The organism is Paenibacillus sp. NRS-1782 (assembly GCF_050467685.1).
GTDB lineage: Bacteria > Bacillota > Bacilli > Paenibacillales > Paenibacillaceae > Paenibacillus > Paenibacillus terrae_A.
The window spans coordinates 20,616-41,486 of the sequence record NZ_JBITPH010000009.1; the positions used below are offsets into that span (position 1 = coordinate 20,616).

20 protein-coding genes are annotated in these 20,871 nt (G+C 48.3%); 14 read left to right on the forward strand and 6 right to left on the reverse strand.

Translation table 11 applies throughout. The features are described 5' to 3' along the window. Positions 1-63: 63 nt before the first annotated feature. Together ACIFQM_RS02305 and ACIFQM_RS02310 are read right to left on the reverse strand one after the other, a co-directional pair. A complete protein-coding gene (locus tag ACIFQM_RS02305; protein WP_430043683.1) occupies positions 64-810 on the reverse strand; it encodes an RluA family pseudouridine synthase in 747 nt (248 codons plus the stop codon). Positions 811-818: 8 nt separating this feature from the next. Next, complete coding sequence (locus tag ACIFQM_RS02310; RefSeq protein WP_430043685.1) at positions 819-1,682, reverse strand: class I SAM-dependent methyltransferase; 864 nt, start codon at positions 1,680-1,682, stop codon at positions 819-821. A gap of 330 nt (positions 1,683-2,012) precedes the next feature. Here ACIFQM_RS02310 and araA point away from each other — a divergent pair, with 330 nt between their 5' ends. From araA to ACIFQM_RS02365, 11 genes are all read left to right on the forward strand, one after another. Further along, positions 2,013-3,494, forward strand: a complete 1,482-nt coding sequence (araA, locus tag ACIFQM_RS02315) for an L-arabinose isomerase (RefSeq protein WP_430043687.1) — start codon at positions 2,013-2,015, stop codon at positions 3,492-3,494. Positions 3,495-3,704: 210 nt separating this feature from the next. Next, complete coding sequence (locus ACIFQM_RS02320) at positions 3,705-4,163, forward strand: flavodoxin (protein WP_430043689.1); 459 nt, start codon at positions 3,705-3,707, stop codon at positions 4,161-4,163. A gap of 20 nt (positions 4,164-4,183) precedes the next feature. Beyond that, entirely contained in the window at positions 4,184-5,002 is an 819-nt protein-coding gene (locus ACIFQM_RS02325; protein ID WP_430043691.1) for a hypothetical protein, read from the forward strand. 360 nt (positions 5,003-5,362) lie between these two features. Then, positions 5,363-6,016: an HlyD family efflux transporter periplasmic adaptor subunit gene (locus tag ACIFQM_RS02330; protein ID WP_430043693.1), complete on the forward strand. Its 654-nt coding sequence runs from the start codon at positions 5,363-5,365 to the stop codon at positions 6,014-6,016. 15 nt (positions 6,017-6,031) lie between these two features. Then, positions 6,032-7,552 (forward strand): DHA2 family efflux MFS transporter permease subunit, encoded by a 1,521-nt coding sequence (locus ACIFQM_RS02335; protein WP_430043694.1) that lies wholly within the window; start codon positions 6,032-6,034, stop codon positions 7,550-7,552. 65 nt (positions 7,553-7,617) lie between these two features. Then, a complete protein-coding gene (locus ACIFQM_RS02340) occupies positions 7,618-9,084 on the forward strand; it encodes an efflux RND transporter periplasmic adaptor subunit (protein WP_430064993.1) in 1,467 nt (488 codons plus the stop codon). A gap of 249 nt (positions 9,085-9,333) precedes the next feature. Continuing rightward, entirely contained in the window at positions 9,334-10,176 is an 843-nt protein-coding gene (locus ACIFQM_RS02345; protein WP_430046310.1) for an STM4015 family protein, read from the forward strand. An 18-nt stretch (positions 10,177-10,194) separates the two neighbouring features. Further along, a complete protein-coding gene (locus ACIFQM_RS02350) occupies positions 10,195-11,532 on the forward strand; it encodes an STM4014 family protein (RefSeq protein WP_430043699.1) in 1,338 nt (445 codons plus the stop codon). Further along, a complete protein-coding gene (locus ACIFQM_RS02355; RefSeq protein WP_430043701.1) occupies positions 11,529-12,311 on the forward strand; it encodes an STM4013/SEN3800 family hydrolase in 783 nt (260 codons plus the stop codon). The genes ACIFQM_RS02350 and ACIFQM_RS02355 overlap by 4 nt, the downstream gene beginning before the upstream one ends. Positions 12,312-12,380: 69 nt before the next feature. Beyond that, positions 12,381-13,805: an STM4012 family radical SAM protein gene (locus ACIFQM_RS02360; RefSeq protein ID WP_430043702.1), complete on the forward strand. Its 1,425-nt coding sequence runs from the start codon at positions 12,381-12,383 to the stop codon at positions 13,803-13,805. After that, the gene (locus ACIFQM_RS02365; RefSeq protein WP_430043705.1) at positions 13,802-14,680 is read left to right on the forward strand and encodes an STM4011 family radical SAM protein; all 879 of its coding nucleotides are present in this window, start codon (positions 13,802-13,804) and stop codon (positions 14,678-14,680) included. Before ACIFQM_RS02360 ends, ACIFQM_RS02365 begins: the two co-directional genes overlap by 4 nt. Positions 14,681-14,780: 100 nt before the next feature. Here the strand turns inward: ACIFQM_RS02365 and ACIFQM_RS02370 are convergent, their stop codons facing one another. From ACIFQM_RS02370 to ACIFQM_RS02385, 4 genes are all read right to left on the reverse strand, one after another. Beyond that, on the reverse strand, positions 14,781-15,062 hold the full coding sequence (locus tag ACIFQM_RS02370) for a YxcD family protein (RefSeq protein WP_430043707.1): 282 nt from the start codon (positions 15,060-15,062) through the stop codon (positions 14,781-14,783). Positions 15,063-15,065: 3 nt separating this feature from the next. Next, the gene (locus ACIFQM_RS02375) at positions 15,066-15,521 is read right to left on the reverse strand and encodes a hypothetical protein (protein WP_430043710.1); all 456 of its coding nucleotides are present in this window, start codon (positions 15,519-15,521) and stop codon (positions 15,066-15,068) included. Between the two features lie 155 nt (positions 15,522-15,676). Next, the gene (locus ACIFQM_RS02380; RefSeq protein WP_430043711.1) at positions 15,677-16,243 is read right to left on the reverse strand and encodes a PadR family transcriptional regulator; all 567 of its coding nucleotides are present in this window, start codon (positions 16,241-16,243) and stop codon (positions 15,677-15,679) included. Between the two features lie 247 nt (positions 16,244-16,490). After that, complete coding sequence (locus ACIFQM_RS02385; RefSeq protein WP_430043713.1) at positions 16,491-17,054, reverse strand: beta-class carbonic anhydrase; 564 nt, start codon at positions 17,052-17,054, stop codon at positions 16,491-16,493. A 256-nt stretch (positions 17,055-17,310) separates the two neighbouring features. Between ACIFQM_RS02385 and ACIFQM_RS02390 the strand changes: the two genes are divergently transcribed. The 3 genes from ACIFQM_RS02390 (at position 17,311) to ACIFQM_RS02400 (ending at position 20,871) form a co-directional block, all read left to right on the forward strand. Then, entirely contained in the window at positions 17,311-18,828 is a 1,518-nt protein-coding gene (locus ACIFQM_RS02390) for a carboxypeptidase M32 (RefSeq protein WP_430043715.1), read from the forward strand. A gap of 145 nt (positions 18,829-18,973) precedes the next feature. Continuing rightward, on the forward strand, positions 18,974-20,062 hold the full coding sequence (locus ACIFQM_RS02395; RefSeq protein ID WP_430043717.1) for an ABC transporter substrate-binding protein: 1,089 nt from the start codon (positions 18,974-18,976) through the stop codon (positions 20,060-20,062). Next, positions 20,059-20,871, forward strand: a complete 813-nt coding sequence (locus tag ACIFQM_RS02400) for an ABC transporter ATP-binding protein (RefSeq protein ID WP_430043719.1) — start codon at positions 20,059-20,061, stop codon at positions 20,869-20,871. Before ACIFQM_RS02395 ends, ACIFQM_RS02400 begins: the two co-directional genes overlap by 4 nt.

The window sequence follows — 20,871 nt, forward strand, 5'->3', positions numbered from 1 at the left end:
TTACGGGTTCTTTTTGTATATTGATTTGAAGATATTAAAAGCTAAATACGCAGACTTGCCTGCTCAATTCTCAGCTTCGATCATGCTTTCATAAAGCGATTTAGGCCACTCACTCCATGGGAATTGGGCTGGAGGGAACGAGTGGAAGCTCATGTTCTCCTTGCTAACTGGATGCGGCGCTCCGGCAAGCAGAGACCAGAGCGCCAATTGTTGACCTGGGCGGCTCAGGCTGCCACCGTATTTTTGATCCCCGTATAGAGGACAGCCGATAGCCTGCATCTGTACACGAATCTGATGCGAGCGTCCGGTGAGTAGCTCAATTTGTACAAGACTGAGCCCATCTGCTTGTCCAAGTACGCGGTACTCCAAAATAGCCTCCTTGGAGCCAGCCGTGCCGGGACGAACCGCCTGAACAGTGTTAGTGCGGCTGTCCTTTAGCAAGTGATGGGTCAGACGGCCTTGTAAGGCCGTGGGGACACCGTTTAGAACCGCTACATACATCTTGCGGAAACTACGACCTCGAACCGACTCAGACAGCCGGGAAGCAGCTTTGGACGTCTTGGCAAAGATCATGGCCCCGCCTACAGGCCGATCCAATCTGTGAACCAGTCCCAAAAACACGTTACCAGGCTTATTGTGTCTGATCTTGAGATCTTCTTTGAGTAAAGAGAGCAGATCAGGATCACCGCTGGCATCCTCTTGTGTTGGAACATTGACAGGCTTCACAATCGCCAACACATGGTTGTCCTCATAAAGAACAGCAATGTCCGATTGTGTATGCCCATGCCGGATAAGCTTATCTGGAGTCATAGGAGGAATTAAGCCTCCCAGCGTCCGAGAATACCGCATGGCAGGTTCAAGCCCGAGCGGGTGATCGGCAATCCGATTTCACCAGCACTGATTTGACCGCCGTACTTTTGCTGCATCGTCATGCTCAGCATGTTGCGCAGTACGGTAGGGGAAATACCCGTGGTATAGGAGTTAATCAGCATGAATAGCGGTTGATCGGAAATGATACTCATGCAGGATTCCAGGAACGGATACAGGCTTTCTTCCAGTTTCCACGTCTCACCGTTGGGTCCGCGCCCGTAGGAAGGAGGGTCCATAATGATCGCATCATATCGGTTTCCCCGGCGTTGTTCACGTTGCACGAATTTGAACACATCGTCCGTAATGAAGCGTACCGGACGGTCGGCCAAGCCGGACAATTGCACATTCTCCTTCGCCCACTGTACCATGCCCTTGGCGGCGTCCACGTGAACTACACTGGCCCCGGCATACGCTGCGGCAGTAGTGGCTCCCCCAGTGTAGGCGAACAGGTTCAGTACCGAAATCGGTCTGCCAGCGCCTTTAATCTTATCCATCATCCAGCTCCAGTTCGCTGCTTGCTCCGGAAAAAGACCAGTATGCTTGAAGCTGGTCGGTTTAATGTGGAATTTAAGCGGCCCGTAGCTGATCGTCCAGCGCTCGGGAGTAGGCTTTTTCATATCCCAGCTACCGCCCCCGGAGGAACTGCGATGGTAATGTCCATGAACATCGCGCCACTCGGCTGTTTCTTGGGACAACGGCCATATAATTTGCGGATCAGGCCGCCGCAGGACAATATCGCCCCAACGCTCCAGTTTTTCGCCGCCGCCTGTATCCACTACTTCATAATATTTCCATTCTTGTGCTACATACATGTACAATCCATCCTTCAGCAGTCAATTCAGGATTCCGGCAGTCCTCTGCACAAAAATCCTCATATGGAATCTATTGTACAACAAACCTTAGCAACAATCGAATGATTCCGTGGTGAAGCAAACAGCCTGAAAGGCCAAAAATATTTTTTTGCCGAATACACTTGTAATTAGAGCGCTTCCATATTAAAATGAAATCAATCCCACTTGTACGTACAACTAATCATTTTTCATCATAATGTTGAGAAAAATATTAGATTGTACGTACATAATATTTTATCTATGAATACAGCTGCAATTATACTTATTTCCTGACTGGAGGAATTTTTAATTATGAAACCGTTTAAATTTTGGTTTGCTACAGGAAGTCAGCATTTGTATGGACCCGAGACGCTCGATCAGGTACAAGAGCATTCTCGTCAAATTGTAGAGGGATTGAACCGTAGTGGTCATTTACCGTTTGAAGTGGTACTCAAGCCGGTTCTGACGAATTCCGACGCGATTCGTCGTCTCATTATTGATGCGAACGGAGATGACCTGTGTGCAGGGATTATTACCTGGATGCATACTTTTTCTCCGGCGAAAATGTGGATTGCTGGCTTGACGCGTCTGGCAAAGCCTTTGTTGCACCTGCATACTCAATTTAACCGTGATATCCCTTGGGATAGTATTGATATGGACTTTATGAACCTGAACCAATCCGCGCATGGTGATCGTGAATTTGGTTTTATCGGTGCCCGTCTGGGTGTAACTCGCAAAGTCGTCGTAGGCTATTGGGAGGAAGAAGGCGTTCAGAAACGCATCGGAGGATGGATGTCTACGGCTGCTGCTTATAGCGAAAGCCAAAATCTCAAAGTAGCCCGTTTTGGTGACAATATGCGTGAAGTAGCTGTAACCGACGGCAACAAAGTATCTGCTCAGGCCCAGTTGGGCTGGTCCATCAACGGCTATGGTGTGGGTGATCTGGTTGAGGTCGTTAATAACGTGTCAGAGGGGGATATCAACTCTCTGTTCGAAGAGTATAACGACCTGTATGAGTTGTCCGCAGAAGCCAAGCAACCGGGTGCAGTACGTGATTCTATTTTGGAGCAGGCTCGTATTGAGCTGGGCTTGAAAAAGTTTTTACAGGATGGAGAATTCGGGGCCTTTACGACGACGTTTGAAGACCTGCATGGTCTGAAACAACTGCCTGGTTTGGCGGTTCAGCGTTTGATGGCTCAAGGCTACGGATTCGGTGGCGAAGGTGACTGGAAAACGGCAGCATTGACACGTCTGATGAAGCTGATGGCGAATAACGTGGATACTTCCTTTATGGAAGATTACACCTATCATTTGGAGCCGGGCAATGAACTGAATTTGGGTTCTCATATGCTGGAGGTATGTCCGACGATTGCTGTGAACAAACCGCGTATTGATGTTCAACCGTTGGGTATTGGTGGCAAAGCCGATCCGGCTCGTCTTATTTTTGAAGGCAAACCGGGTAAGGCGCTCGTAGCATCCATCATTGAGCTGGGAGGACGTTATCGTCTGATCATTAACCAAATCCATGCTGTGGAAAATAAAAACCAAATGCCGAAGCTGCCTGTAGCCAGCGTTTTGTGGAAACCAGAGCCTTCGCTGGAAGTGTCCGCAGAAGCATGGATTCATGCGGGTGGAGCGCATCATACGGTGTTGTCCTATGCTGTAACCACAGAGCAATTGCTGGATTACGCAGAGCTGACAGGCATAGAAGCCGTCGTCATTGACAACAACACGAACATCCGTCAGTTCCGTCAGGAGCTGCAATGGAATGAACTGTACTGGCGTAATAAATAATGGATGCAATATATAAACAAGCTGCTTGTTGAAGCAGCTTACTCATAGGGTTTATCTGCGAACAGCCGCATGCTATGCGGCTGTTTTGCGTATGTTGGACCATGTGTAAAACACATATTTGAAATTAATATTTGACAATGATAATCATTATCAAATATTATTTGAGTAATAGGGAATGAATGCGTTCCATATGTCAAACAAAAGTGAGGGATGAACTTGGGTAAAATCATGATTGCTTATGCCAGTATGACTGGTAATACAGAGGAAATCGCAGAATTGATCGCCGAAGGCGTCCGCCAGGCAGGACATGAGGCGGAGTTGAAGGCTTCGTATGATTGCAGCGCGCAGGAACTGCTCGGTTATGACGGGTTCCTGTTGGGTGTATATACATGGGGAGATGGTGAGCTTCCTGATGAATTTTTAGATTTTTACGAGGAACTGGATGAGCTTGATCTATCCGGTAAAAAGACCGCTGTATTTGGCAGTGGAGATACATCCTATACACTATTCTGCGGCGCGGTTGATCTGGTAGAGGAAAAAGTCAAAGAACGTGGCGCAGCTGTTGTTCAGGAGAGCTTGAAGATCGAATTCAACCCACTGGACGATGAGAAGGAAAATTGCCGGGCTTACGGAAGACAATTTGCACAGGCTGGTATTGGGGTGTCCTGAGAAGAGAGCGAGGGATAGGTATGCGCAACAGCGATAGCTTAAGCGGCTTTCCTCTTCTGCACGACTACCAGCTTGAGGAGATGTGGAGAACTCCGCAGTCTACACGTCAATCGCAGGGAAAACGCGGGCGTGAAGGCTGGAATTGGAGGCAGCGGGTTCAATATGCGGTAGGGCATGCGCTAAATGAATACTTCGGTATGGAAGTAGAGGTGCGGCGGGAAATCCCCGTCCAGTACGTACTGGAGAAATGGTGGCCCACACAGCCAGTCGGCTTCGAATCGTTGTTCCATTATTGGGACGTCAAAAATAAAGTGTCAGGCGAGCTGTCTAACATTTGTGCGTTAAATAGGGACTTGTCAGTGCCGGTGATGTTGTACGAGCAATTTTGCACGTCGGTCCCTGAGCTTGAGGTTGACATTTCACTTATTGTACAGTCGGCCTGGCAACTGTCAGCTGGAGCGGATTCCTTACTGATTCAGAAGTACATCGTGGATTATAATCCCAACGTTATTCATACATTTCAACATTTGACGAATGTTTTTTGTTATTATGCATTTGGCGCTCTTCCGCAGCTTATGGAGGTCTACTGTTTGCTGGAAGGCAAAAAAGTCCGCTTTATGCCTGGTGCTGCTTCTTTACAGCAATCTTTGGATTACGTTCAGTTATTGCGGGACTCCAGAAAGGATGTACACGCGACAACAGAACGATGTCGTTGCGGAGCCTGCATAGAGGAACAACGATCACAGGGCAATAGCAACAGGATGGATAAGAACAAAAAAGAGCAGCAGGAGGCCAAAAACCGTAAAGAACGGTTGTTGGGACCTATGCTTTTCTCTTAGTACATTTTTTAACCCTTTAAATGCGAATAATCCCTTTTCATTGAAGAAGCCTTGGGAAACAAGGCTCTTTTTTATGAAATTTTTTTTGAAAAACTGAAAATTTATATTGCCTGAATAGATAAATATAACTATAATACTTCAATGTAAGATATTTATATGAAAATATTTAAATATAAAAGGAGACGATGTGTGTGTGCATAGTCAAGGATTACCTACCTACATAGATCATGTTCTTTCTCTAAGCATGGTATCCTGCTATGTGCTTATTTTACGTTCACGATTGGTTTGATGGCCTAATATTTCAAAATTAAAATATTAGCGTTGAATAATAAAATTTTTTGGACAACAGGGGTGGAAGAAGTGAGTAAGAAAACCGTACTGCCAATTCTCATCATACTGCTCATTCTGAGCGGCGGAACCATTGGCTACTATTATTGGTATCAGGCAACACACTTTGTTAAGAGTGACGATGCACGTATTCAAGCGGATCAATATAAGGTAATGCCGCAAATTTCCGGAGAGATTACACACATTGATGTGGAGGAAGGCGATGTTCTTCAGCGCAATGAACCGATTGCCGAGCAGGATGTATCGGGGCTGGATTCCAGCATGATCAGCAAGTCTGTACTGCGTGCGCCGATCAATGGTACCGTTATTAAGATTTATTCGAAGGAGCATGAAATCGGTTCTCCGGGCAGTGCTGTTGCGACCATGGTTGATATGAACAGCCTGTATGTCTCCACGAATATTGAAGAAACCGATATTGACCGCATTAAACCGGGACAGCTTGTTGACATTACGCTTGATGCAGCAGGTGACAAGACGATTCAAGGCAAAGTTCGCAAAGTGGGCGAAGCCTCAAATGCGGTGTTCTCGCTCATTCCTGCGGTAAACACAAGCGGTAACTTTAACAAGGTGACCCAGCGTGTGCCTGTAGAAATAGCTGTTAACAAGCCGAAGGATATGAAGCTCATTCCAGGAACGAACGTGGAAGTTAAAATCCATACATCTTAAAAAGGAGGGGTCCATGTGGCTGCCAATGAAACTGCTGCTGCTCCTTCGACAGATTCCTCCAAAGAACGCTGGCTTGCTTTTTTTGCCATCGTTTTAGGCGCCTTTGTCGCCATTCTGAACAACAGTCTGATCAATGTCGCCATTCCTCGATTGACGACGGACTTAGGATCAACGACGACACGTATTCAGTGGGTTATTACAGGTTACACGCTTGCATCTGGTGTAATCGTCCCGATTACCGGATATATGGAGCAGCGCATCGGATACAAAAAGTTTTTAATACTTGCGCTCAGCGTGTTCTCGCTGGGAACGGGAATATGTATTTTTGCATGGAGTGATTCTTCCCTGATCGCGGCACGGGTGCTGGCTGGTCTGGGAGGCGGTGTTATTATGCCGCTGAGTATGACGATTATTTACAAAATCATGCCGCGTGAACAAATCGGGATGTCCCTCGGGATATGGGGGATCGCCGCAATGGCGGCTCCAGCCGTTGGACCTACACTGAGTGGCTATTTAATTGAATGGTTTAACTGGCGTTTCTTGTTTATTGTCAGTGTGCCGGTAGCTTTATTTGCAATTTTAATGGTTATTCTTCTGATCAAGGAGCCGCCTAAAGCAACACCGAAGCCATTTGATTTGCCGGGCTTTTTGCTGGCCGCAACTTGCGCAGGAACACTCTTGTACGCACTGACCAACGGTCAGCATGATGGCTGGACTTCTTTTAAAATTGTCTCTCTACTGTTCATCGCCTTCTGGGCGCTTGTCTTTCTTATTTATGTGGAAAGCGGAAAAGACAATGCTGTAATCGAAATTTCATTATTTAAAAACTCAAAATATACGATTAGTGTCATTGCCTCCAGTCTGGTCATGATGGGGATGTACGGAGGAACGTTTTTGACACCGTTGTTTTTGCAAAATATTCAGCATGTGTCACCGATTGATACCGGAATCATCCTCATTCCACAGGCGATTGCAATGGCGGCTATGATGCCGATTGCCGGGCGGTTATTTGATAAGTTCGGCATTGTGCCTCTGGGACTTGTTGGCCTGACGCTGACCAGCTTTATGACATATCATTTGCATCAGCTTACGCCAGACACACCGCATATTTGGCTGGAAACCGTAATGGCATTTCGGGGCCTGGGAATCGGTATTTGTATGATGCCATTGTCTACAGTCGGTATGAACGCTGTTCATCCGAGTAAAGTAGCGAATGCGTCTACAGCATCCAATCTGGTGCGTACCGTTGCAGCTTCTATGGCTATTGCAGTGTTGACAGCGATTATGCAAAGCCGTTCGGCAGCTCATGCTCAACAAATTTCGGAGACTGTTACACCGGACGCGGCTCATGCGCTGCAAGCGTCGTTGGGTAGCTCATGGATGTCATCCGTAAGTAGCTTAATCACACTGGATGCCACATCAAGAGGAATTGCGGATACGTTCCTCATTTCATCCATACCGCTCTTTTGCACGATTCCACTAATCTTTTTGTTTATTCAAAGGAAGAAAGCAAAAACACAGCCGGAAGCTTTATAAAGAACTACAAAATATCGACTGGATGGCTTACATTATTTCCACGGACAGAAAGAAAGGGAATTATCATGAAAATATTGAGAGTAGAAAGTACATTAGCGGCCTTAGTGCTCAGCGGCGCAATGCTGGCAGGCTGCTCCAGTAATAGCGGCGCGGCACAGGATATGGTCGTTCCTGTCAAGATCAGCCAAGCGCAGCAGGGTATCATTGGGCAAGGGAACATTTATACAGGAACGGTAACACCTTCAGAGACGGTGAATATCGTTCCAAAAGTGGGCGGTAAAGTAGTTGAACTGCCTGTGGATATTGGCGCAGAGGTCAAAAAAGGTCAAGTGCTGTTCAAGCTTGATGACAAGGACATGCGGAATAATGTAGCGAAGGCCCGCGCCGCCGCTGCAGCAGCAGCAGCAGGAGTGAGCTCTGCTCAGGCATCCCATGAATCGACGATGGTTCAAGCCAACTCGGGCGTAGTACAATCCAAAAGCGGCGTGATTCAGTCCCAAAGCTCAATCAATCAGGCGCAGGGAGCCATTAATCAGGCTACTACAGCCGTAGAACAGGCGACACACGGCGTTTCCTCAGCGGCCAATACGGTGAAGCAAACGCAGCAAGCCTTGGCGGATGCTCAGAAAAATGTAACGCGTACACAAAGCCTGTTTGATGCGGGTGCGAGTACGCAAGCACAATTGGAACAAGCAAAAACAGCCGTTGTGAACGCAGAAGCGACATACAACAATGCGCAAAATGCACAGGCTAATGCCCAGGACCAACTGGTGGCTGCTCAGAAGGCGCTCACTACGGCCCGTAACAGCTACGATTCAGCAAAAAACAGCTACAGTAATGCTAACAGCGGTTACAGCAATGCACAAAATCAACTGAAGGTATCTCAAAATACAGCGGTTATCGAGTCCAGCCAACAGTCTCTCAAGCAGGCTCAACTAAATGTGAGCATTGCTCAGGACGCACTCGACGATACCGTGATTACATCACCGATTAACGGTATTGTAGGTACAAAAAATGCAGAAGTAGGCGAAATGGTATCCGCACAGACGCCTGCGCTGGTCATTGCCAACCTGAGTACAGTTAATACACTGATCTATGTACCGGCAGAGCAGATCAACAATGTAAAAGCAGGCGACAAGGTACAGGTACGTGTAGCAGCTTCCAATATTGTGACAACAGGTACAGTGAAAAATGTAAGTCCGTTGGACGCAAGTGGAAAAGGATATCCTGTGGAAATTTCGGTGGCTAATCCGGACGTGAGACTGAAATCCGGTATGCTGGCTGATATCAGCTTTGTCGCTGCGAATGCACAAGAAGGTATTGTCGTTCCTACTGCAGCGATTCAAAAGGATCAGGGCAAGCAATATGTATACGTTGTGAATGGTGACCATGCGAAACGCAAGGAAGTGAAGACAGTTCAAACGACAGGCTCACAAACACTGGTTACCAGTGGGCTGAGCAACGAAGAGAGTGTAATCGTGAGTAATCTGGCATTGCTGTCGGATAACTCGCCAATCACCATTAGCCAATAATTCGGCTTCAAAATCTATTGTGTTATATAGTAGAGATTTATTTGGGGAGTATCAGCCTAGGGCAGACTGGAGTAATTTTACCGGGCTGCCCTAGGCTGATTTCATGCGTACATTTTACATAGGATTAATGTCGATAGGGGTCTATTTTTGACGAACATTGGTATGATAGGATAGACTAAACTGGGAATAGATAGTTTACAAGGTAGGGATTTATTACATTTTTAAATCAGTGATCGGAGGTATTACGAGATGGAAGTAAAGCTGGTTGTAGATTATGATGCTTATGAGAAGGGTCAAACGATGGCTAAGTCCATTGAAGAACAGGCAGTCAAGCCAGAGAGTGCAGAAATAACGGATTTGATTATTGGAGACTGGGGCGGAGCCTACGAACAATCGCCGGAGGATTTTATTCCGGTACTGGTAAAGCACAAAGATCAATTTCCGAAGCTGCGTAAGCTGTTTATCGGGGATATGGAATATGATGAGTGTGAGGTTTCGTGGATTAATCAGACGAATCTGTCTCCGCTGCTGGAGGCGTTTCCAGCATTGGAATCCTTTTATGCCAAAGGAAGTCAGAACTTGAGCCTGGAACCGTTGCGGCATAGCCATCTTCAGGAATTGGTTATTATTTGCGGAGGCTTGCCAGCGAGTGTCATTCAGGAGATTCGCAATGCCGAGCTGCCAGAGCTGCGCAAGCTGGAGCTGTACTTGGGCGTGGACGAATACGGTTTTGACGGTGGTCTGGAGGACGTATTACCGTTCCTGAACGATAATCTTTTTCCCAAGCTGACTTACTTGGGGCTGAAGGATAGTGAAATACAGGATGAAATTGCGATTGCTGCGGCAAACGCACCCGTGATTGGACAACTGGAGGTGCTTGATCTGTCTCAAGGCACGTTGTCCGATAAAGGGGCAGAGGCACTACTCGCTAGTGAAAGCATCAAAGGGCTGAAGCACCTGGATTTGAGCTATCATTATATGTCTGATGAAATGATGAAACGTTGGAAAAGCTCAGGACTGAATGTGAATGTGGAGGATCAGCAGCAAGAGGACGAGGAAGATGATTGGCGTTATCCATCGTTGACGGAGTAAGTGAGGTGAGGCGGCTTTATGGCTGGGATATCAGACAGTAATGTCAGCGAGCCGTTTATTTTGTTCGGCAATCCAGGGAATCGGCGGACCACAGGACTACAGGAGGCGCGAAGCAGATTGAAGTTGTCGCCAGCTGTTGAGATTTCCTATAAAAATGTGCTGGAAGCCATCCGGGAGAAGCAAAGTCTGGACGAACTGATGGTCCGAATAGCTGGACAGTCTGCGTCAGACGGTGTAAATGCTAGTGTTTATGTGCAAGAGAGCATCCGTCAGTTACAGACGGGGCGGGCGGACATTAGTCCGCTGCTTCGTCTGGATGCACCGGGTGAAAGCTTTGAGGTAGAGCGTGAATTGATTGCTTTGGGAGCCCCGGATGCGGAGGGAGACGATTCTTTGTTGCCGTGGGCAGAATTAGCACATGACCCAGGTATATTGGCGTCAGAAGCGCGAGGCCTGCTGGAGCAGCACGGTCGTATTTGGCACCCGGCACAATGGTTCCGGGGCTATTGCCGTTTGTTGGCGTGGCTACAGCAAGAAGCGGCCCTGCTATGGCCCTCCTCACGCTGGATGAATGATCCAGTGGAAGTGGCTGTGATGTTCGACAAACGGCGTTGCAGCGTCGTATTGGACAAGGCGGGCATAAGGGTTCCGCCTGTGCTTTCACCACCAGACGGTACCTTTCGTGATGTTGCTGATCTGCACGCAGCGATGATGGAAAGCGGGGTTCACCGCCTGTTTGTGAAAATATTTTGCGGGTCCGGTGCTTCTGGTGTAATAGCTTATCAGGTGCATCCGCGGACACGGGCAGAACTGGCGGTAACCACCATTGGAACGGAAATCGTACACGGACAGCGTGTGTATTACAATGCCGGACGCTTGCGCCGTTATACGGACAAGCAGGACATTCATGCTATCCTGGGCTGGCTATGCTCGGAAGGGGTGCATGTGGAGCGCTGGATACCTAAAGCGAGTCTGAGCGGACGTGTTTACGATGTACGCCAGCTCGTTTGCGGATCAGAGGCTTGTCATGCTGTTTTACGTTTAAGCCGAGGCCCCATTACGAATCTGCATTTGCGCAATGAACGGCTGTTGCTGGAGGACGCCGGGTTGCCGCAGGATACGATAGAATCGGTGCAGCAGACTGCGGAAGCCGCAATGAGCGCTTTTCCGGCGTCTATGGTTGCTGGGCTGGATGTGCTGGTTCCGGCGCATGGCGGTCGTCCCTACGTGCTGGATGTAAATCCGTTCGGAGACCTGCTATACCGTGTAAAACATCAGGGCTGGAATCCTTATGAATGGGAAATGCTGCATCTCGCCAATGGGACTTCAACTTTGGAAAGGAAAGACTTGTTATGACCGATATGAACCAGATTGTCGGTTCTCATGATATTGTCATGATTACGCTCGACACGCTGCGTTACGATGTAGCCAAGCTGGAGGAAGAGAACTGTCCGAACCTGTGCGAGTCCGGGCCGTGGGAAAAACGCCATACGCCGGGCAGCTTTACCTATGCTGCACATCATGCGTTTTTTGGCGGATTCTTACCTACACCAGCCAATACAGATAAGGCCTCTCACATACGGCTGTTTCATACAAAAGATACGGGACTGCGAACGCATCCGCATACGTGGCTGTTTGATGCACCGGATATTGTATCCGGGCTGGCGGGTGAGGGCTACCGGACGATCTGCATTGGTGGAGTTATTTTTTTTACAAAAAAAAACAAGCTTGCCAAGGTGTTGCCGGGGTATTTTCAGGAAAGCTACTGGCGTATGACCTTCGGCGTTACGAATCCCCGTTCGACGGAGCATCAGGTGAATCATGCCCTAAAGCTGCTGGAGAAGGCGGACCCGGCGCAGCGGCTGTTTTTGTTCCTGAATGTTTCAGCTATTCATGGCCCTAATCACTATTTTCTGGAGGGCCCAGCCAAGGATTCCGTGGAGTCCCAACGTGCAGCCTTGCGTTATGTGGATGGGCAGCTTGGACGTTTGTTCGACGCTTTACGAAACCGGGGGAAGACATTTTGCATGGCCTTTTCCGATCATGGTACGGCTTATGGGGAAGACGGCTACGAAGGGCATCGTCTGGCGCATGAGGTCGTATGGAATGTGCCTTACCGCGAATTTGTATTGTAGGGTAAAAGAAATGATAGACTGCACTGGTAAAATGTAAAGAAATCAATCCAGCGCGAGGAGGGAGCAGAAATGAAAGCCATGAATCTGAATCACTCGCTTCTAACGGGAGCAGGAGCCAATCCCCCTGCGGGGCTGGACACAAACTCGACATCAAGGTCTTCATGGCCTGAGAACCCTGCCCAATGGGCACGCACGATCCGTGAAGCTCCCTACCGCTCCTATTTGTACTCTTACCCGCATAAAACGGCCTATCGGTCGTTTGATACACCACTCTCACTGCAAGAATTGTGGGAGAAGGAGGAGCTGGAGAGCTATTTTTTGTATATGCATATTCCGTTTTGCGCGGCTCGTTGCGGGTTTTGTAACCTGTTCACTTTGCCGGACAAGCGGCTGGATGTGCATAAGGAGTATGTGGATGCGCTTGAAAGACAAGCTCGCCAATGGGCGCCAATCATGGGTGGTCGGCCGTTTTCACGCTTTGCCATCGGCGGTGGCACGCCAACCTTGCTGGAGGCTCCTTTGGTCGAACGATTGTTTGACATTGCGGAAAATCTGATGGGTTTAGACCCTGAGCATGCTTCCATTTCGGTGGAAACGTCGCCGGATACGGTAACCGAAGATCGGCTGGAGGTGCTCAAGCGGCGTCGAACGGACCGTGTCAGCATGGGGATTCAGAGCTTTGTGGAGTCGGAGAGTGCGGCCATATACCGTCCTCAGAAGCCCAAGCTTGTGCGTGAAGCGCTTGCGCGGCTGGTGGAGTACGATTTTCCACTGTTGAACGTAGATCTGATCTATGGTCTCCCCGGTCAAACGGCGGAAACGTGGCTGTATTCTCTGGAAGAGGCGTTATCTTACGCACCGGGTGAAATTTTTATTTACCCATTATACATTCGGGAAAATACGATTTTAAAGCCGGGCTATACCGGGCTGGAGCATGATATTCGTCTCAGCTTGTACGAAGTAGCACGTGAAAGACTCAAACAGGCGGGATATGTACAATATTCCATGCGCCGTTTTGCCAAAAATGATGATGCACCCGGCAAGGAGCTGCTGCCATACAGCTGTCAGGAGGAAGGCATGGCCGGTCTGGGCTGCGGTGCGCGCTCCTATACGCGTAATGTCCACTATGCCAGCCGATACGGTGTTAGTGCAGCGGCAACGCGTGGCATTATTGCTGATTATGTCGCCGCCGAGCGTCATGATCTGGCTGATTACGGCTTTATTTTAAATGTGGAGGAGAGCAAGCGGCGTTTTATTCTGAAGGCACTTCTCCATCGTGAAGGTCTGGAGCTATCTGCTTACGCCGCGCGCTTCGATGCGTCTTTGGCGGATGATTTTGCAGGAATGTCCTTGTTATTGGAATCTGGTATGGCAGTGGTTGTAGACGACACATTGCGACTGACCGAGGAAGGAATGGCTTATTCCGATGCGATTGGCGACTGGATGATATCCACGGCAGTACGGGAGCGAATGGAAGGCTACGTAGGCGCATGAGAGCAACCCTATATTATCGTGGCTCGTTGACTTCCTGCAACTATACTTGCTCTTACTGTCCGTTCAGCAAAAACGTGGATAGCCGTGAGACATTGCACAAGGATCGGGCGCAACTGGAGCGTTTTGCCGATTGGGTACGGGAGCAGGGAACTTTGGGGCATCGACTTTCCATTTTTTTTAACCCGTATGGAGAAGCTCTGATTCATTCCTGGTACCGCAAAACCATGATTGAGTTTTCCCATATGGCGCATGTAGATAAAGTGGCTGTACAGACGAATTTGTCCACTAAGCTGGATTGGGCCAAGGAATTGAATCCGAGGACGGCTGCGTTGTGGGCGACGTATCATCCGGGAGAGACGAAGGAGCAGGCTTTTATATCTCAAGGCATGAAGCTATATGAACTTGGTATTTCCTACAGTGTCGGCACCGTGGGATTGAGGCAGGCTTTTCCCGCTATTCATTCCTTACGATCACAGCTTCCGAAGGATGTTTATTTGTGGGTCAACGCTTATAAGGATCGACCACATTATTATAGCGATGCCGAGATTGCTAAATTAACGGCTATAGATCCCTATTTCCAATGGAATTTGCAGGATTACAGCAGTCAGGGACGGGCGTGTCGTGCTGGGGAGGATGTATTTTACGTACAGGGTGACGGACGTGTAAAACATTGCTACCAGGATCGGCGAGTGCTGGGTCACTTGTACAGAGATGGCCTTGAAGGAATAAGCGCCAAGCGCCCGTGCCGGATGAAGGAATGCGGCTGTTATATCGGGTACATTCATATGGAGGAGCAACCGTTTCGGGAAATGTACGGCAGTGGTCTGCTCGAAAGGGCACCCCAGGTTCCTGTATCCTCAGCTCCACATATTTAGCATGGTCCTATAGAACGTAAAAATGAACCGACCCTTGCATTAAGCGAAGGTCGGTTCTTCCGTTTCACTGCATATTTTGTTAGGTGACTCTACACTTGATTCAGTCAGTCTGGACAATAGCTGTAATTTCTTCGTCCAGATCCAGTCTGACCTGCTCGCGATAGGCACGGATATTGTACTCGGAATGCAGGTATCTCAGGATGGCCTCAATCATGTTGGCTTCCACCAGATACTGGCTGCGACCCTGTACATGGACTTCTGCTGAGTATCCTGTATCCTCTTCCCAGCTTAATTCTACTGTCACATCATTGGGCTGGACACCTTTGCGTTCAGCCATATGCAGACAGATGGCGTTTACAATTTCATCCATACTTAAAATCATAACTTAGTAACGTCCTCCACGGGAATCATCAGGTCTGCGACGATTTTTAATCGCACGGTAGATACCTACTCCGACCATGATCAGGACGTATATAGCGAGAACGTTGACCGCAAGGCCAAGCAAGCTGCCCAATGCGCCCATATTACCGAACAGTCCGCCGAAGAGCATACCTGCCAAGCCACCCAGCATCATGCCCTTCAGGAATCCGCCGCCACCACCAAGGAATCCACCCGTTCTGCTTGCATTACCCGCAGTTGCACTGGATTTGGATCCGCTATCAGACTTATTGACTCCGTTGTTGTTAGTGGCCTTGCTCGGTGTAGATTGGTACGATTTTGGCCCGGATTTAAATCCGCCGCCTCGCCTCGCGTCAGCTGTAGATGGTGCGACCATAACAATCAGCAGGGTAAAAGCCATCATCAGCATCATCATATTTTTAAAAGTAAAAGTTTTTTTCATGTAAATATAATCCCCCTTGGTATGTTGGTTTGATATAGGTCAAACAGCCGCTTACCAGTAATACGAAACGGATAGAAAAGGGTTTCAAAAAAATTAAAACATTCAAATTTTATTGATATATAAAGCCTATGCTGAATGGACTAAAGCATTCTGTCTTACGGTTTAAGTGAAAATGGATTAGTATCCGCTCTTACATCTCCGGCAAGCAGCATACGCAGTACCATTTGGCACCACTCCAGACCCGCTTTGGCATTCATAAGCCCTTTTTGCACGAGAATGTAATCGCCGAAGCTTTTGCTGCCAAAATGCAGATCCTCGTCGGGAATGTCGTTCAGAATATCCTCAAGGTGCCGTATTCGCTGAATAAAATGACGCTTGCGTTCCTCCAGCATACGGTTGGCACTGCTTTTGTCCGTCAGCCAGAGACAGAACAGCCGCAGACTTAATTCGTCCCGTGTGACCGGAGCGGCCAGTGATTCCTGGGACCATTGCTGAAGCATATGAATTCCCTTGTCTGTAATGGTATACATTTTTTTATCAGGTTTGTCGGACTGCTGAATCCAGCGGGAAGCAAGCAATTCCTTGCTTTCCATACGCGCTAGCAGTGGATAGATCTGACTGTGCTTAGCCTGCCAAAAAGGCTGGATACGCAGCATCAGATCATAGCCGGAGGATTCTTCTCTGGCGAGAAGGCCCAACAGACCATACGATAGTAAATTCATAGATTTTATCTCCTTCATCCATCTTAGTAACGGTTATAACGGCTCTACGGCAGGTGTTCTGCCGCTTCATGAAAAGTGTACACTGAAACTGTATGGTTTGACAACTTTCAGATAGGCCGTTCACAGGTTAGCCAAAATTAACTCCGATCATCATACACTCATATGTGCTTATTTTCATAAAAAAGAGGGTATCTTTAGGCCGTTTTATGACCTAAATATACCCTCTTTAACGTTAATTATAGGATTTTTACTGCTTATTTCCATCAACAACCAGCGTCAGCTCCCCGGTGTCCGGATGGATGACCATACCGTGAACAGGTGCATTAGGCGGAAGCAAGGGGTGATTCTTAATAAGCTTTACAGTACTTCTAACCCCTTCCTCGATGTTGTCAAAACCTTTCAGCCATTTATTTAGTTTAATTCCTGCATTCTCCAAAGTGCTTAGTACCTCTTGTGAAATCCCACGCTCCAGCATTTCATTGACCATGTGGTCGGCATTCAGCGCGGCCATACCGCATTCGTAATGGCCTATGACGAGCACTTCATCCGCTTCCAGCTCATACAGGGCAACGAGCACACTACGCATAACGCTTCCAAAAGGCTGGGAGATAATCGCACCCGCATTTTTAATAATTTTGACATCACCATTGCGCAGATTCATGGCTTTGGGCAGCAGTTCGGTCAGACGCGTATCCATACAGGTAATGATGACCATTCTTTTATTGGGGAACTTGCCTGTACGATAGGCTTCGTATTCTTTGTTTTCCACGAAAACGCGATTGTATTCCAAAATCTCTTTGATGTGATCCACGATTGTTCCCTCCGTATGCTATTTAATGTTGAACTATTTTTTGCAGCAGACCAGCATGGAAAAAGCCTAATCCAGGTTTTAGCAGGCCGGAAATCAGGCTGTACCCCTTGACAAATATGTACTATCTGACGGGTTTTCGAAGCCTTCAGGAGCTGGTCGCAAATGTTGTGTGTTGATTATACTTTTTAATATAAGTATCATCAAGTATAAGAAGTATAAAGTTTTATCCATTTTTAGATAAGAGGTGACCTCGATTATGGCGCAACAGACGTTGGATCAATTGGCAGCTTTAAAAGAATTAGCACACAAAATCAAAAGTTATGGTGAGGCCGTGGGCTTGATGCACTGGGACTTACGGACAGGTGCTCCGCGCAAGGGCGTTGATATTCGTTCGGAAACGTTGGGTATGTTGTCCACTGAGATGTTCAAGCTGATTATTTCGGATGAAATGGGACAATTGCTGCAATTTTTTACAGCAGAAGACAAACTGGAGCAACTGGAGGAAAATGATCGCAGACTGGTGGAAGAATGCCGCAAAAATTATGAGCTGAACCGTTCGGTTCCGGCTGACCGTTACCGGGAATACAGCGTACTCGCTGCTCAGGCGGAGAGCAAGTGGGAGGATGCCAAGGAACATAGCGATTTTGCCGGATTCGAGCCTTATTTGTCTAAAATCGTAGAGATGAAGCGAGAGTTTATCGGTTATTGGGGAGTCAAGAACACGGAATACGACACGCTTTTGGATCAATATGAACCGGATATGACGGTAGAGAAGCTGGATGCTGTGTTTGATCGTCTCAAAAAGCGTCTGGTGCCGCTTTTGTCTAAAATTCAGGCTTCACCAAACCAGCCGGACAAGAGCTTTCTGGATGGTGTGTTTGATGTAAAGCAGCAAGAGAAGTTCGGCCTGTTCATTTTGAGACAGATGGGTTATGATTTCGACGCAGGTCGTTTGGATGAGAGCGTGCATCCTTTTGCGACAGGATTAAATCCGGGCGATGTGCGTATAACAACACATTATTTGCAAGATGATGTGACTAGCGCGATTTTCAGCTCATTGCATGAAGGTGGTCATGCGCTGTATGAGCAAAATATTGCGCCTGAGCTGGCAGGATCGCTGCTTTCTGAAGGAACCTCCATGGGGATACATGAATCCCAGTCTCGCTTGTGGGAAAATATGATTGGACGCAGCCGTGCTTTTTGGGATCGGTATTATACTGACCTGCAAAAGCATTTTCCAGACCGTCTGGCAAAGGTCACGGCAGATCAGTTCTACCTGGCCGTTAATCGTGTGGAAAATTCACTGATTCGTATTGAAGCGGATGAGCTAACATATAACTTACATATCATTATCCGCTATGAAATTGAAAAAATGCTGTTTAATGAAAAGCTGGATGTGAAGCGCCTTTCAGAAGTATGGAATGCGAAATATAAGGAATATCTGGGAATTCTACCGCCGGATGACGGGCATGGCGTTCTACAGGATGTTCACTGGTCCGGTGGTGCTTTTGGTTATTTTGCCTCTTACTCGCTTGGCAATATGTATGCAGCGCAAATTTTGGCGACACTGCGCAAGGAGCTGCCAAATCTGGATGAGCTGATTGCTGCTGGAGAGCTGGAGCCGATCAAGCAATGGTTGACTGAACGGATCTACCGTTATGGTAAGAGCCGGACGCCGTCCGAGCTGATTGTAGCCATTACGGGCGAGGATCTGAACCCGGATTATCTGGCTGATTATCTGGAAGAAAAATATACCTCCATATATAAGCTGTGATTTACTAGCTGTCATATCATCATTGGTGCATCTACCCCGCGTTCCTGGGCGAACGTGGGTTTTTTTTGTGTGATTAACCATTGAGTAGGCAGTCGCATAACAATATATGAAGTCTATAATGCAAAAAGGTGGGGAGGGAACAGGGATGAACATCGGCGCTCGTTTTAAAGCTGTGGGGGCTGCGGCACTGCTCGGGTTGCTGCTGCTCGGCGGGTGCGCACACAAAGGGGAGCAGACGATTGAGATCAGACTGGGTGAAGTAGCTCGAACGGTCTTTTATGCGCCACAGTATGTAGCCTTGAGCCAAGGGATGTTTGCTCAGGAGGAACTGGATGTCCAACTGGCGACGATTCCCGGTGGCGACAAGACGATGACGGCGTTGCTGTCCAATCAGGCGGATATCGCGCTTATCGGTGCGGAAACATCTATTTATGTGTATCAGCAAGGGGCAGAGGACCCCATCATTAATTTTGCACAACTGACGCAGACGGACGGAACCTTTTTATTTGCCCGGCAAATGCAGGCTAGCTTTGACTGGGAAAAGCTGAAAGGGCAAAATTTTCTTGGACAGCGCAAGGGTGGGATGCCACAAATGTCGTTGGAATTTGCACTGCGCAAACACGGCATTGATCCACATAAGGATTTGAAGCTGATTCAAAATATTGATTTTGCCAATGTTGCCTCTGCTTTCGGTTCCGGTACAGGGGATTATGTGCAGTTATTCGAGCCACAGGCATCTATTTTCGAAAAAGAAGGCCGGGGACGCGTAGTGGCCTCCATTGGTGTGGAGAGCGGCGAGCTGCCTTATACCGTATATATGGCTAAACGAAGCTATCTGAACGAAAATGGCGAGGCCGTACAAAAATTTACGAAGGCTGTATATCAGGCACAGCAGTGGATTGCCACGCATTCACCTGAGCAGATTGCTGAAGCCATTATGCCCTATTTCAAGGACACAGATCTGGCGGTTTTGACCAGTAGTGTCAAGCGGTATAAGGAACAAGGCACCTATGCCCTGAATCCAATGATTGAGGAAAAAGAATGGAAGAATTTGCAGGATGTTATGACTTCGGCGGGCGAGCTGAAAAGTCCAGTTGCGCTGGATCAACTGGTGAACCGAAGCTTTGCAGAGAAGGCGATTGCAGCAAGCTCATCAGGGAATGCCGACCAGCCTGCAAAAGCGGGAACAAATGGAGCCGCTGATACAGGTGAAGACGCCGGAGGCTCGCCATGACAGAAGAATGGAGTTGTCTTATTTCGGATGCAACGGTCCCGGTGGTGGAGCTGAAGCAAGTAACGCATGTGTATGTAACAGACCGGGAGGCCTCGCTTGCGGTTGAGGATATCGACTTTGCTGTAGGGACAGGAGAGTTTATCAGTTTGGTTGGCCCAAGCGGCTGCGGCAAAACGACAATCCTGTCCATGATCGCCGGATTATTGCGACCGGCGATGGGCCAAGTGCTGCTGCAAGGTCAGCCCGTAAATGGTCCGAGTCTGGAGGTCGGCTACATGCTGCAGCAGGATTATCTGTTTCCGTGGCGTACGATCATGGATAATGCGTTATTGGGTCTGGAACTGGGCAATCGGGTAGATGAAGCCTCGCGTGAACGGACCCGACTGCTGCTGGAAGGCATGGGGCTGGGAGGGAAGGAGCATCTGCATCCGTCCCAGTTATCCGGGGGGATGCGCCAGCGTGTGGCGTTGGTACGGACGCTTGCGACTAATCCAGGGCTGCTGCTGCTGGATGAGCCATTCTCCGCGCTGGATTATCAGACCAAGCTCCAACTGGAAGACCTGATTGCCGAAACCTTGCGTGAGCGGGGGAAGACGGCTATTTTGGTCACACACGATTTGGCCGAGGCGATTGCGGTCAGTGACCGGATTATTGTGCTGGGCCGAAATCCGGGCCACATCCGGCGTACCTTTGCAATTCCGGATGCGATCCGGGAAGTTCAGCCTTTTTATGCGCGCGAGCAGCCGGGCTTTAATGAGCTTTTTCATGAAATATGGGGTGAACTGGAGGCTTCGGGAGCAAAGGAGTGA

Bases quoted from the DNA above. Each gene is read 5' to 3' on its own strand.
- ACIFQM_RS02305 (WP_430043683.1), bottom strand. From the start codon at position 810: ATGACTCCAGATAAGCTTATCCGGCATGGGCATACACAATCGGACATT.
- ACIFQM_RS02310 (WP_430043685.1), bottom strand. From the start codon at position 1,682: ATGTATGTAGCACAAGAATGGAAATATTATGAAGTAGTGGATACAGGC.
- araA (WP_430043687.1), top strand. From the start codon at position 2,013: ATGAAACCGTTTAAATTTTGGTTTGCTACAGGAAGTCAGCATTTGTAT.
- ACIFQM_RS02320 (WP_430043689.1), top strand. From the start codon at position 3,705: ATGAACTTGGGTAAAATCATGATTGCTTATGCCAGTATGACTGGTAAT.
- ACIFQM_RS02325 (WP_430043691.1), top strand. From the start codon at position 4,184: ATGCGCAACAGCGATAGCTTAAGCGGCTTTCCTCTTCTGCACGACTAC.
- ACIFQM_RS02340 (WP_430064993.1), top strand. From the start codon at position 7,618: ATGAAAATATTGAGAGTAGAAAGTACATTAGCGGCCTTAGTGCTCAGC.
- ACIFQM_RS02345 (WP_430046310.1), top strand. From the start codon at position 9,334: ATGGAAGTAAAGCTGGTTGTAGATTATGATGCTTATGAGAAGGGTCAA.
- ACIFQM_RS02350 (WP_430043699.1), top strand. From the start codon at position 10,195: ATGGCTGGGATATCAGACAGTAATGTCAGCGAGCCGTTTATTTTGTTC.
- ACIFQM_RS02355 (WP_430043701.1), top strand. From the start codon at position 11,529: ATGACCGATATGAACCAGATTGTCGGTTCTCATGATATTGTCATGATT.
- ACIFQM_RS02360 (WP_430043702.1), top strand. From the start codon at position 12,381: ATGAAAGCCATGAATCTGAATCACTCGCTTCTAACGGGAGCAGGAGCC.
- ACIFQM_RS02365 (WP_430043705.1), top strand. From the start codon at position 13,802: ATGAGAGCAACCCTATATTATCGTGGCTCGTTGACTTCCTGCAACTAT.
- ACIFQM_RS02370 (WP_430043707.1), bottom strand. From the start codon at position 15,062: ATGATTTTAAGTATGGATGAAATTGTAAACGCCATCTGTCTGCATATG.
- ACIFQM_RS02375 (WP_430043710.1), bottom strand. From the start codon at position 15,521: ATGAAAAAAACTTTTACTTTTAAAAATATGATGATGCTGATGATGGCT.
- ACIFQM_RS02380 (WP_430043711.1), bottom strand. From the start codon at position 16,243: ATGAATTTACTATCGTATGGTCTGTTGGGCCTTCTCGCCAGAGAAGAA.
- ACIFQM_RS02390 (WP_430043715.1), top strand. From the start codon at position 17,311: ATGGCGCAACAGACGTTGGATCAATTGGCAGCTTTAAAAGAATTAGCA.
- ACIFQM_RS02395 (WP_430043717.1), top strand. From the start codon at position 18,974: ATGAACATCGGCGCTCGTTTTAAAGCTGTGGGGGCTGCGGCACTGCTC.
- ACIFQM_RS02400 (WP_430043719.1), top strand. From the start codon at position 20,059: ATGACAGAAGAATGGAGTTGTCTTATTTCGGATGCAACGGTCCCGGTG.